Raw genomic sequence first — 11,763 nt, forward strand, 5'->3', positions numbered from 1 at the left:
CGCCGGCACTGCGTCGGCCACCTCAGTCCACCACCGTCAGCAGCTGGTCCCGGTCGTGTTCCGCGCCGTCGGCCCGCCGCGGGCGGGCGAGCCCCACCTGCACGGCGGTCACCTTGTACTCCGGGCAGTTGGTCGCCCAGTCGGAGTTCTCCGTGGTCACCACGTTCGCCCCGGTCACCGGGTGGTGGAAGGTGGTGTACACGACCCCGGGCGGCATGCGGTCGGAGATCTCGGCCTTCAGCGTCGTCTCCCCCACCCGGCTCGCCAGGGTCACCGTGTCGCCGTCCACGATGCCGCGGACCTCGGCGTCGTGGGGATGCAGCTCCAGCACGTCCTCCGGGTGCCAGGCGACGTTGCCGGTACGGCGGGTCTGCGCGCCCACGTTGTACTGGCTGAGGATCCGTCCCGTGGTCAGGATCAGCGGGAAGCGCCGGGTGCTGCGCTCGGCGGTCGGCACGAAGGTGGTGACCACGAACCTGCCCTTGCCCCGCACGAACTCGTCCACGTGCATGATGGGCGTGCCCTCGGGGGCCTGCTCGTTGCACGGCCACTGGACGCTGCCCAGCTTGTCCAGCAGCTGGAAGGAGACACCGGTGAAGGTCGGCGTGACCTGGGCGATCTCGTCCATGATCTGACCGGGGTGGTCGTACGCCATGGGGTGGCCCATGGCCGTGGCGATCTCGGAGACGATCTGCCACTCGTGCTTGCCCGTCTTCGGCTTCATCACCGCGCGCACCCGGTTGATCCGGCGCTCGGCGTTGGTGAAGGTGCCGTCCTTCTCCAGGAAGGACGCGCCGGGCAGGAAGACGTGCGCGAACTTCGCGGTCTCGTTGAGGAACAGGTCCTGGACGACGACCAGTTCCATGGCCTCCAGCGCGGCGGTGACGTGCTTGAGGTTGGGGTCGGACTGGGCGATGTCCTCGCCGTGCACGAACAGGCCGCGGAAGGTCCCGTCGATGGCCGCGTCGAACATGTTCGGGATGCGCAGCCCGGGCTCGGCGAGGATCGTGCCGCCCCAGAGGTTCTCGAACACGGTGCGCACGGCGTCGTCGGAGACGTGCCGGTAGCCGGGCAGCTCGTGCGGGAACGAACCCATGTCGCAGGAGCCCTGGACGTTGTTCTGGCCGCGCAGCGGGTTCACCCCCACGCCGTCGCGGCCGAGGTTGCCGCAGGCCATCGCCAGGTTGGCCATGCCCATCACCATGGTGGAGCCCTGGCTGTGCTCGGTGACGCCCAGCCCGTAGTAGATGGCGCCGTTCGGGGCCTGCGCGTACAGCCGTGCCGCCGCGCGCAGTTCCCCGGCCGGCACGCCGGTGAGCTCCTCCGTGGCCTCCGGGCTGTTCTCCGGGCGGGCGATGAACTCCGCCCACTCGTCGAAGTCCTCGCACCGCGCGTCCACGAAGTCCCGGTCGACCAGCCCCTCGGTGACCACCACGTGCGCCATGGCGTTCACGACGGCCACGTTGGTGCTGGGCCGCAGCTGGAGGTGGTGCTCGGCCTGGACGTGCGGGGAGCGCACCAGGTCGATGCGGCGCGGGTCGACGACGATGAGCTTGGCGCCCTCGCGCAGCCGGCGCTTCATCCGCGAGGCGAACACCGGGTGCCCGTCAGTGGGGTTGGCCCCGATCACCATGATGACGTCGGCCTCGGCCACGGACCGGAAGTCCTGGGTGCCGGCCGACTCGCCGAAGGTCTGCTTGAGCCCGTACCCCGTCGGGGAGTGGCAGACCCGGGCGCAGGTGTCGACGTTGTTGTTGCCGAAGGCGGCGCGCACCATCTTCTGGACGACGTACACCTCTTCGTTCGTGCACCGCGAGGAGGTGATGGCGCCGATCGCGCCCGATCCGTACTGCTCCTGGAGCTCGCGCATCCGGCGGGCGACCGTGCCGATCGCCTCGTCCCACTCGACCTCGCGCCACGGGTCGGTGATCTTCTCCCGGACCATGGGCTTGAGCATCCGGTCGGGGTGGCTGGCGTAGCCGAAGGCGAAGCGGCCCTTGACGCAGGAGTGGCCCTCGTTGGCGCCGCCGTCCTTGTACGGCACCATCCGCACCAGCTCGTCGCCGCGCAGCTCGGCCTTGAAGGAGCAGCCGACGCCGCAGTACGCGCAGGTGGTGACCACCGAGCGGGTGGGCATGCCGAGCTCGACCACCGACTTCTCCTGGAGCGTGGAGGTCGGGCAGGCCTGCACGCAGGCCCCGCAGGAGACGCACTCGGACTCCATGAAGGTCTCGCCGGCGCCGGCGGACACCTTGGAGTCGAAGCCGCGCCCCTCGATGGTCAGCGCGAAGGTGCCCTGGACCTCGCCGCAGGCGCGGACGCAGCGGGAGCAGGCGATGCACTTGGACGCGTCGAAGTCGAAGTAGGGGTTGGAGGTGTCCTTCTCGGCGTCGAGGTGGTTCTCGCCCTCGTAGCCGTAGCGGACCTGCCGCAGCCCGACCACGCCGGCCATGTCCTGCAGCTCGCAGTCGCCGTTGGCCGGGCAGGTCAGGCAGTCCAGCGGGTGGTCGGAGATGTACAGCTCCATGACGCCCTGGCGGAGCTTCTCCACCTTCGGGGTCTGGGTCCGCACGCTCATCCCGTCCGCCACCGGCGTGGTGCAGGACGCCGGGGTGCCCCGCCGGCCGTCGATCTCCACCACGCACAGCCGGCAGGAGCCGAAGGGCTCCAGGCTGTCGGTGGCGCAGAGCTTGGGGATGTCGATGCCGGCGAGCGCGGCGGCGCGCATCACCGACGTGCCCTCGGGCACGGTCACCGGCATCCCGTCCACTTCCACCGCGACCGTCGCCGCACCGGGTCGCTCCGGGGTACCGAAGTCGGGTTCCTTCAGGAGTGTCATGCCGTGCCCTCCGTCCTTCCTCCATGGGCGTGCGTGCGTGGGATCGCCCGGCCGGGGTCGCGGGCGAGGAAGTCGTCGGGGAAGTGCGCGATGGCGCTGCGCACGGGCATCGGCGTGAGCCCGCCCATCGCGCACAGGGAGCCGTCGGTCATCAGCTCGCACAGGTCCTCGAGCAGGGCCAGGTTCTCGTCCCGCTGCTGACCGGCCACGATCTTGTCGATCACCTCGACACCGCGGACCGAACCCACCCGGCAGGGCGTGCACTTGCCGCAGGACTCCTCGGCGCAGAACTCCATCGCGAACCGGGCCTGGGCGGCCATGTCGACGCTCTCGTCGAAGACGACGACGCCGCCGTGGCCCAGCATGGCGCCCGCCTCGGCGAACGCCTCGTAGTCCATCGGCAGGTCGAACATCGACGTCGGCAGGTAGGCGCCGAGCGGCCCGCCGACCTGCACCGTGCGGACCGGCCGCCCGGAGAAGGTGCCGCCGCCGTACTCCTCGACCAGTTCGCGCAGCGTGACGCCGAAGGCGGTCTCCACGATCCCGCCGCGGGCGATGTTGCCGCCGAGCTGGAACACCTGGGTGCCGCGCGAGCGTTCCACGCCGAGTTCCTGGTACGCCTTGGCGCCCTCGGCGAGGATGACCGGCACCGTGGCGAGGGTGAGGACGTTGTTCACGACCGTCGGCTTGCCGAACAGCCCCTCGATGGCGGGGATCGGCGGCTTGGCCCGGACGGTGCCGCGCTTGCCCTCCAGGCTCTCCAGCATGGAGGTCTCCTCGCCGCAGATGTACGCGCCGGCGCCGACGCGTACGTGCAGGTCGAAGTCGAGCGGGGACCCGAGGATGCCCTCGCCGAGCCACCCCTGCTCGCGTGCGATGACGATCGCCGCGCGCATCGTGGACACCGCGTCGGGGTACTCGGAGCGGATGTAGAAGTAGCCCTCGCGGGCGCCGACGGCGTGCGCGGCGATCGTCATGCCCTCGATGAGCATGAAGGGGTCGCCCTCCATGACCATGCGGTCGGCGAAGGTGCCGCTGTCGCCCTCGTCGGCGTTGCAGCAGACGAACTTGAGTTCGTCGGCGCAGTCCATGACGGTCTTCCACTTGATGCCGGCCGGGAAGCCAGCGCCGCCGCGGCCGCGCAGGCCGGAGTCGGTGACCTCGGTGACGACGTCGGCGGGGGCCATGCCGAGGGCGGTGCGCAGTCCGGCCAGGCCGCCGTGGCGCAGGTAGTCCTCCGGTGAGAGGGGGTCGGTCACCCCGACCCGGGAGAAGGTGACCCGCGTCTGGCGGGCCAGCCAGGGCAGTTCGTCGACGACGCCGAGGCGCAGCGGGTGGTCGGCGCCTTCGAGCATGCCCGCCGCCAGCAGTCCCTCGACGTCCGAGGGGGCCACCGGCCCGTAGCCGACGCGGCCGGCCGGGGTGACCACCTCGACCAGCGGCTCCAGCCACAGCATGCCGCGGGAGCCGTTGCGCACCACCTCGACGGGCGCCTCCCGCTCCGCCGCGACGCGCCGCAGCGCGTCCGCCACCTCGTCCGCGCCGACCGATCTGGCCGCCGAGTCACGCGGGACGTAGACCGTCACCGTGGAGTCGGAAGAGTTCTTCGTCATGCGACCGTCCCCTTGAGGATGGAGCCCAACCGGGCCGTACCCACTCGTCCGTACAACCGGCCGTTCACCTCGACCGCCGGCCCCAGGGCGCAGTTGCCGAGGCAGAAGACCTGCTCGACGGTGACCGAACCGTCCGGGGTCGTCTCCCCCAGGGCCAGTCCCGCTTCCCCCGCATAGCCGACCAGCGCGTCGGACCCGAGGGCCTGGCACGCCTCGGCGCGGCAGATGCGCACCGTGGTCCGTCCCGCCGGCTCACGGCGGAAGTCGTGGTAGAAGGTCACCACTCCGTGGACGTCCGCCCTGGAGAGGTTGAACTCGTCGGCGAGCACCGGTATCGCCTCTTTCGGCACGCAGCCCAACTCGGCCTGCAGGGCGTGCAGTACCGGCAGCAGCGCACCGCGCTGCTCCCGATGGTCGGCCACAACCGTCCGGACCACGTCTTCGACCGTCATGTCACTCCCGCCGATCGTCATTGACCACTCCGCCTTCGCCAGGTCAGGGAGTTCGGGCGCGGGATCGTCACAGAGCCGCTTCGCCTTCCCGACGGTGCCGGCAGTACACGGCGACGATACCGCATACAAACTTCTGCATACAGAATCCTACAGCCGGGACTTTCCCAAGTCCCGGCACCCGGGCGCGTCTTGTCGCGACCGAAGGGCATGTTGCATACCAAAACCTGTATACTGACCGTTCCCGCCGCCGGCGACCCTCACGGCGGCCACCAGTGCAGAGCCGTCGGCCCACAGGCTCGGTGGCAGAACGGGGGAACCATGCGTGAGGCCCTGACGGCCGCGGCGACCCGCCGGGTCGCCCGCCCCGCACCACTGCGCCAGGCCGTGTACGACGCCCTGATCGAACTGATCATCAACGGCTCCCTCACACCGGGCCAGCACCTGGTCGAGGCCGAACTCGCCGAGCACCTCGGGGTCTCCCGCCAGCCGGTGCGCGAGGCCCTGCAGCGCCTGCAGACCGACGGCTGGGTCGACCTGCGCCCCGCCCAGGGCGCCTTCGTCCACTCCCCCACCGAGGAGGAGGCCGCCCAGCTGCTCGGCGTCCGCTCGGTGCTGGAGACGTACTCGGCCCGGCTCGCCGCCGAGAACGCCAAGCCCGAGGACGTCGAACGCCTCTGGGAGCTGCAGAAGGAGGGCGTCGAGGCGCTCGCCGGAGGCGACGTGGAGCGCCTGGTCACGGCCAACACGGCGCTGCACTCCTTCATCACGTCCATCGCCGCGAACGCCGTGCTGGCCGAGCTGATCTCGCAGGTGAGCCGGAAGGTGCGGTGGTACTACACCCCCATCGCCAAGCCCCGCGGCAAGGACGCCTGGAACGAGCACGCCCAGCTCATCAAGGCCATCGCCAAGGGCGACGGCGACCGCGCCGGCGAGATCATGCGCAAGCACACCGAACGCACCGGCGACTACCGCAAGGCGGTCGCGGCGGGGGCGACGGCGCTGAGCTGAGCCGCCCGGCCCGCCGCCGCGCCCACCGCCGCCGACGCGGCCGTCTCCGCGGCCTCGACCGACGGGTGGACGGCCGAGGAGCCCAGGGCGTCGCGCAGTTCGCGCAGCCACGGCAGCACGGCGCGCAGCACGACCTCGCGCCCCGCGCCGTCCTCCCCGAGCATCGCGTCGGCGGGGACGAGGACCGGGTCGGCGAGGACCGTGGAGGTGGCACTGCCGTGCGGCCCTCCCCCGTCCGGCCGGGCCGGGACGAACAGGTCGGGCGCGTGCGCGGGCACCAGCCACAGGGTCAGCCCGTCCCCGGCGGCCAGCGGCAGCGACGACCAGACGTAGCTGTCGGCCTCCCCCGCAGCGACCACCTCGCGCTTGCGGGCGCGCAGGGCGACCACCTCTCCCGAGCGGGTGGCGGTCGCGCCCGCGGCACCGTACGCGCCGTCCGTACCGTCCGCCAGGGCGAGGCTGCTGAGGTGGCGTCCGGCGGCCGTCTCACCGCGCACCCAGCGGCTCCCGCACGCCTCGATCACCGCGACCGCCGCGTAGTGGGACTGCAGCACGGCCGCGGTCACCGGGCAGGTCCCGGCGATCCGCGCGACGACCTCGGCGGCCTCGGCCGGACCCCGGCCACCGCCGCCCAGGTCGGCGGAGACGGTCAGCCCGAGCAGCCCGGCCTCGCCCAGGGCGCTCACCGCGCCGCGCGGGAAGCTCCCCTCCCTGCCGGTCCGCTCGGCACGGGGCGCGATGACGTCGCTCAGGACACGGGAGAAGGCGTTGCGGTACGACACGAGGTGACCCCCTCGGGAACGGTTGCTGATCTGCCGTCAGGCAGCGGATGTGGGCACGACGACGGACGGGGCGGCCGGGCACGCGGGTGCGTGCGGGCCGGCCGCCCCGCCGGCGTGCGCGCGGACCAGCCGCCGGGAGCAGCCGTCCCGCGTCTCCCGGCAGGTTGCCGTCCGCCGGTCCGCGCGCAGGTCCTGGTGGGGGCGCGAGTGCCCCGGGTGGTTCAGGGGCGCGGGTCGATCTCCCGCAGCAGCCCCGTCGTGACGTCGAAGACGAACCCCCGGACGTCGTCGGTGTGGGGCAGGAACGGGGACGTACGCACCCGCTGCATCGACTGCCGGACGTCCTGGTCGACGTCCTGGAACGCCTCCACCGCCCAGGCGGGGCGCTGGCCGACCTCCAGCTCCAGCTCGTGGCGGAAGTCCTCGGTGAGGGTCTGCAGACCGCAGCCGGTGTGGTGGATCAGTATCACGCTGCGGGTCTTCAGGGCGCGCTGGCTGATGGTCAGCGAACGGATGGTGTCGTCGGTGACCACACCGCCGGCGTTGCGGATGGTGTGGCAGTCGCCCAGTTCCAGGCCGAGGGCGGCGTGCAGGTCGATCCGGGCGTCCATGCAGGCCACCACGGCCACCTGGAGCACGGGCCGGGCGCCCATGCCCGGGTCGGTGAACCCGGCGGCGTACTTGCGGTTGGACTCCACGAGGCGGTCGATGACCGTCTCCCCGCCCGGGACGCTGCCGCCGGGCTGTGCGGAACCGTACGTTGACGTCGTCATGACTTCCGGTGCGCTCCTTTTCTGGTGCGGCCGTCCACGTGCTCCGATCATCCACGCGGGCGGCCGGTCCGGGGCGGACCACGGCGGCTCCTGCCGCTCCCGTGTCCGTCCGGCGGTCGATAGACGGGGTGTATCAATGCAGGCCGGACCGTGCGGCGCACCGGCCCCGGTACGGCGGCGGGGTCCCCGGCGCCGGCGAGCCGCACACCGGGCGCCGCCCGTACGGCGGCGGGGCGCACCGCCGGGTCGTGTCACTGCCGGTGGAACGGCGCGCGTGGTCCGCGGTCATGTCAGATCACTCCCAGTGCCTTGAGCCCCGGCAACTCGTCCTCGTGGATGCCGAGTTCGGTGGTGTAGATGTCGTGGTTGTGTTCGCCGAGGAGGGGTGAGCGGTGGATGGTGGTGGGTGAGTCGGAGAGTTTGAGGGGGTTGCCGACGGTGGTGTAGGTGCCGCGTTCGGGGTGGTCGACTTCGACGACGATGTCGTTGGCCTTGAGGCTGGCGTCGTCGATGATCTCCTTGGTGGACAGGATGGGCCCGCACGGGATGTTGTGGGTGTTGAGCTCTTCCAGGACCTGCCATTTGGGCAGGGTGGTGGTCCATTCCTCGATGAGCTGGAACATTTTGGCGAGTTTCGGCAGCCGGGCTTCGGGGGTGGCCCATTCGGGGTCGGTGGCCAGTTCGGGGTGGCCGATGAGTTCGGCCAGGGGTTGCCAGCCGACGGGCTGCACGATGACGTAGACGTAGTCGTTGGGGCCGCCGGGGGCGCATTTGACCGCCCAGCCGGGCTGTCCGCCGCCGGAGGCGTTGCCCGAACGCGGGACTTCGTCGGTGAAGTCCTCGTTGGGGTACTCCGCCAGCGGTCCGTGGGCCAGGCGTTGCTGGTCGCGGAGTTTGACGCGGCACAGGTTGAGCACCGCGTGCTGCATGGCGACCTGGACGCGTTGTCCGCGGCCGGTGTGGGTGCGCTGGTACAGGGCGGCCAGGATCCCCGCGACGGCGTGCACCCCGGTGCCCGAGTCGCCGATCTGGGCGCCGGTGGCCATGGGCGGACCGCCCTCGAAGCCGGTCGTGGCCATCGACCCGCCCATCGCCTGCGCGACCACCTCGTAGGCCTTGTACGCGGTGTACGGGCCGTCCCCGAAGCCCTTGATGGAGGCGTACACGATCCGCGGGTTGATCTCCTGGATCCGCTCCCAGGTGAACCCCATCCGGTCCACCGCACCCGGCCCGAAGTTCTCCACCATCACATCACTGCGCGCGATCAGCTCGGTCAGGATCTCCCGCCCGCGCGGGGTCTTGGTGTTCAGCGTGATGCTCCGCTTGTTCGCGTTCAGCATCGTGAAGTACAAACTGTCCACCCCCGGCACATCCCGCAACTGACGCCGCGTGATGTCACCACCCGGAGCCTCCAGCTTCACCACGTCCGCACCCAGCCACGCCAACAACTGCGTCGCCGACGGACCCGACTGCACATGCGTCATATCCAGGACGCGCACACCTTCGAGTGCCTTGGTCACAACGGCCACCTCACAAGTCCAACGACGGGTCGGGAGTGGTGCGTCGGGATCCCATACTGCAGATTGCATACCGTATGGAGTAACCATGGTTGCGGCCCGCACGGTGGATGTCCAGAGAACGCGGGCAAAGATTTCCCCCGCGATCCCTATGGATGACCCACGGTCACCGTGTTAAATTAACACGAAGATTCGTTTTTTAATCGAGGGATGAATCCATGCCGAAGGTCACGCAGGAGTACATGGAGGCCCGCCGCCGGCAGATCCTGGACGCGGCGCGCCGCTGCTTCCTGCGGGACGGGTTCCATTCCACGTCCATGCAGGACCTCTTCGCGGAGTCGGGCCTCTCGGCGGGCGCGGTGTACCGGCACTTCGCCAGCAAGAACGAGATGATCACGGCCATCGTCGAGGAGAGCATGCGTGACGTCCTGGCGATGGTCCACGGTGTCGCCAAGGACCGTCCCAGCAGCTCCGTCGGGGACCTGATGGCCGATGTCTTCGACATCGTGAAGGCCAAGACCGCCGAGCAGAACATCGCCGGGCTGTCCGTGCTGGCCTGGTCCGAATCCCTGCGGAACCCCGCACTGGCGGAGCAGTTCAACGACCTGCTGGCCCAGATGCGCTCCGCCCTCACCGAGGTCATCCGGGAACACCAGCAGAGCGGCACCCTGACGCGTGAGGCCTCCCCCGAGGCGATCGGCGCCGCGCTCCTGTGCACCCTGCCCGGCTACATCCTCCACCTGGCCATGGGTGACTCCGAGGCCGTCGAGGGGGTTCCCGACGCCCTCCGCGCGCTCTGGCCCGATGCGGCACCGTCCTGACACCGCACCGCGCGCGGCGGGCTGGGGCGCTCAACGCGGCATCGGCCGGCCGGGCATCTCGCGGACCCGGCCCTCCAGGTGCACCCGGCACCGCGTGTGCTCCGGGAGGGCCAGGTCCCACAGTCCCGCGAGGAACCGCACGTCCACGCCGACCGTCACGGCACGGCCCGGGCCCCGCCCGGCGATGTCCAGCCGGACCAGGGCGGCGACGTCGGTGATGCCGTTGAGCGTGAGCATCGCGATGAGGGCCCGGCGGGTGCCGGTGTCGTCATAGGGGCGGACAAGCCGCAGCGTCCCACCGGAACCCGCGAGTTGGCGCCCCAGGTCCGTCCGGCGCCACGATCCGCCGGCCTCGTCCGCGCCGGGTATCCGAAAGCGCACCAGTCCCCCGGCCGGTCCGCCGACGCCATGGCCGACGAGGAACGCCTCCTCGAGGTGCAACGGCAGGGACGAGAGGAGCCGGTCGCGGCGCCCGCTGCGCAGCCAGTTGCCGGCCCCGCGGCTGCCGTTGCCGCCGTCCGGTGGCGGCACTGAGGCATGGGGGATCCGGCGTCCGGGCTTCATCCGTGCCTGTGCAAGGGCTTGCCCGCGAGAGCGAGGAACGCCTCCCCCAGGGCCTCGTTCTGGGTCGGGTGAGCGTGGACGAGGGGGGCGACGTCGCCCGGATGGGCTTCCCAGGCGACCGCGAGCTGTGCCTCCGCGATGAGCTCGCCCACCCTCGCACCGACCATGTGGACCCCTACCACCGGGCCGTCCTTCTCACGGACCAGCTTCACGAAGCCGGACGTACCGATGATCTGGCTCTTGCCGTTGCCCGCCAGGTTGTACTCGACGCTCTCCACCCGGTCGGCACCGAGCTCCTCCTCGGCCTGCGCTTGCGTCAGGCCGACCGACGCGACCTCCGGGTCGCAGTAGGTGACGCGGGGGATGTGTGCTTCGGCGATCGGTGCCGGGGCCAGACCGGCGATCTCCTCCGCGACGAAGATCCCGTGCTGGAAGCCGCGGTGCGCGAGTTGGAGACCTTCGACGACGTCCCCGACGGCGTAGACACCGGGTACCCGGGTCCGGAGGCCGGCGTCGACCTCGACGAATCCGCGGTCCAGCGTCACTCCGACGTCCTCGAAGCCCATGCCGGCCGTGCGGGGTCCCCGCCCGACGGCGACCAGCAGGACCTCGGCCTCCAGGGCCTCGCCCGCCTCGAGACCGACGAAGACCCCGCTCGCGCTCTGCTCGACGGCGGCGACCCGGACGCCGGTGCGCACGGTGACCCCACGTCGCCGGAAGGCACGCTCCAGGGCCTTGCCGCAGGACCGGTCCTCGTTCGGGACCAGGCTCGGGAGCGCCTCGACGATGGTCACGTCGACGCCGAACGAGCGCCACAGGCTCGCGAACTCGACACCGATGACACCGCCACCCAGGATGATGGCGCTGCGCGGAAGCTCCGGCAGGGAGAGCGCCTCCGTCGACGACAGGATCCGACCGCCGAACTCCAGCCCCGGCAGGCTGCGGGCCACGGACCCGGTGGCCAGGACCACGGCGTGCGCCGCGCAGTAGTCGACCTCACCGACCCGCACGGCCGTCGGCGACACCAGGTGCCCGCGTCCCCGGACCAAAGTCACGTCATGGGCCGCGACGAGTCCTTGCAGCCCCTTGTACAGGCGGTCCACGACGCCGTCGCGATAGGCGTACACGCCGGGGACGTCGATGCCCTCGAAGGAGGCACGGACGCCGATCGACGCGGCGTGCCGGGACAGTTCGGCGACCTCGGCGGCGTGCAGCAGGGCCTTGGTCGGGATGCAGCCGCTGTGCAGGCACGTTCCGCCGAGCTTGTCCTCCTCGACGAGGGCGACGCTGAATCCCAGTTCCGCGCCACGGAGCGCGGTGGCGTAACCTCCCGATCCACCGCCGAGGACGACGAGGTCGAAAGTGCTCTCCGTCATGCCGCGTTCTCCTTCTCC

At 71.1% G+C, this 11,763-nt stretch carries 10 protein-coding genes; 2 read left to right on the plus strand and 8 right to left on the minus strand.

Going from position 1 to position 11,763, the window contains the following annotated elements:
* Positions 1-22: 22 nt before the first annotated feature.
* From fdhF to OG937_11390, 3 genes are read right to left on the minus strand one after another with little or no spacing between them, the layout of a single operon-like run.
* Complete coding sequence (fdhF, locus tag OG937_11380) at positions 23-2,839, minus strand: formate dehydrogenase subunit alpha (protein ID WUD72235.1); 2,817 nt, start codon at positions 2,837-2,839, stop codon at positions 23-25.
* Positions 2,836-4,452, minus strand: coding sequence for an NADH-quinone oxidoreductase subunit NuoF (locus OG937_11385; protein WUD72236.1), 1,617 nt, complete (start codon positions 4,450-4,452; stop codon positions 2,836-2,838). The genes fdhF and OG937_11385 overlap by 4 nt, the downstream gene beginning before the upstream one ends.
* Entirely contained in the window at positions 4,449-4,904 is a 456-nt protein-coding gene (locus tag OG937_11390; GenBank protein ID WUD72237.1) for an NAD(P)H-dependent oxidoreductase subunit E, read from the minus strand. The genes OG937_11385 and OG937_11390 overlap by 4 nt, the downstream gene beginning before the upstream one ends.
* A gap of 318 nt (positions 4,905-5,222) precedes the next feature.
* Here OG937_11390 and OG937_11395 point away from each other — a divergent pair, with 318 nt between their 5' ends.
* Positions 5,223-5,912, plus strand: coding sequence for a GntR family transcriptional regulator (locus tag OG937_11395; protein ID WUD72238.1), 690 nt, complete (start codon positions 5,223-5,225; stop codon positions 5,910-5,912).
* On the opposite strand, the gene OG937_11400 is transcribed toward OG937_11395, so the two are convergent.
* From OG937_11400 to frc, 3 genes are all read right to left on the minus strand, one after another.
* Positions 5,870-6,694: an acyl-CoA/acyl-ACP dehydrogenase gene (locus OG937_11400; GenBank protein WUD72239.1), complete on the minus strand. Its 825-nt coding sequence runs from the start codon at positions 6,692-6,694 to the stop codon at positions 5,870-5,872. The genes OG937_11395 and OG937_11400 overlap by 43 nt on opposite strands.
* Before the next feature lie 221 nt (positions 6,695-6,915).
* Positions 6,916-7,467, minus strand: coding sequence for a carbonic anhydrase (locus OG937_11405; GenBank protein WUD72240.1), 552 nt, complete (start codon positions 7,465-7,467; stop codon positions 6,916-6,918).
* A 290-nt stretch (positions 7,468-7,757) separates the two neighbouring features.
* On the minus strand, positions 7,758-8,987 hold the full coding sequence (frc, locus tag OG937_11410) for a formyl-CoA transferase (GenBank protein WUD72241.1): 1,230 nt from the start codon (positions 8,985-8,987) through the stop codon (positions 7,758-7,760).
* A 215-nt stretch (positions 8,988-9,202) separates the two neighbouring features.
* Between frc and OG937_11415 the strand changes: the two genes are divergently transcribed.
* Positions 9,203-9,805: a TetR/AcrR family transcriptional regulator gene (locus tag OG937_11415; GenBank protein WUD72242.1), complete on the plus strand. Its 603-nt coding sequence runs from the start codon at positions 9,203-9,205 to the stop codon at positions 9,803-9,805.
* A gap of 30 nt (positions 9,806-9,835) precedes the next feature.
* Here the strand turns inward: OG937_11415 and OG937_11420 are convergent, their stop codons facing one another.
* Together OG937_11420 and lpdA are read right to left on the minus strand one after the other, a co-directional pair.
* Positions 9,836-10,336 (minus strand): hypothetical protein, encoded by a 501-nt coding sequence (locus tag OG937_11420; GenBank protein WUD72243.1) that lies wholly within the window; start codon positions 10,334-10,336, stop codon positions 9,836-9,838.
* A gap of 29 nt (positions 10,337-10,365) precedes the next feature.
* Entirely contained in the window at positions 10,366-11,745 is a 1,380-nt protein-coding gene (lpdA, locus tag OG937_11425; GenBank protein WUD72244.1) for a dihydrolipoyl dehydrogenase, read from the minus strand.
* Positions 11,746-11,763 lie beyond the last annotated feature (18 nt).

The sequence above is a fragment of the Streptomyces sp. NBC_00510 genome, assembly GCA_036013505.1.
In the GTDB taxonomy this organism is placed as follows: Bacteria; Actinomycetota; Actinomycetes; order Streptomycetales; family Streptomycetaceae; genus Actinacidiphila.

Bases quoted from the DNA above. Each gene is read 5' to 3' on its own strand.
- OG937_11415 (WUD72242.1), top strand. From the start codon at position 9,203: ATGCCGAAGGTCACGCAGGAGTACATGGAGGCCCGCCGCCGGCAGATC.
- OG937_11390 (WUD72237.1), bottom strand. From the start codon at position 4,904: ATGACGGTCGAAGACGTGGTCCGGACGGTTGTGGCCGACCATCGGGAG.
- OG937_11395 (WUD72238.1), top strand. From the start codon at position 5,223: ATGCGTGAGGCCCTGACGGCCGCGGCGACCCGCCGGGTCGCCCGCCCC.
- OG937_11405 (WUD72240.1), bottom strand. From the start codon at position 7,467: ATGACGACGTCAACGTACGGTTCCGCACAGCCCGGCGGCAGCGTCCCG.
- lpdA (WUD72244.1), bottom strand. From the start codon at position 11,745: ATGACGGAGAGCACTTTCGACCTCGTCGTCCTCGGCGGTGGATCGGGA.
- OG937_11385 (WUD72236.1), bottom strand. From the start codon at position 4,452: ATGACGAAGAACTCTTCCGACTCCACGGTGACGGTCTACGTCCCGCGT.
- fdhF (WUD72235.1), bottom strand. From the start codon at position 2,839: ATGACACTCCTGAAGGAACCCGACTTCGGTACCCCGGAGCGACCCGGT.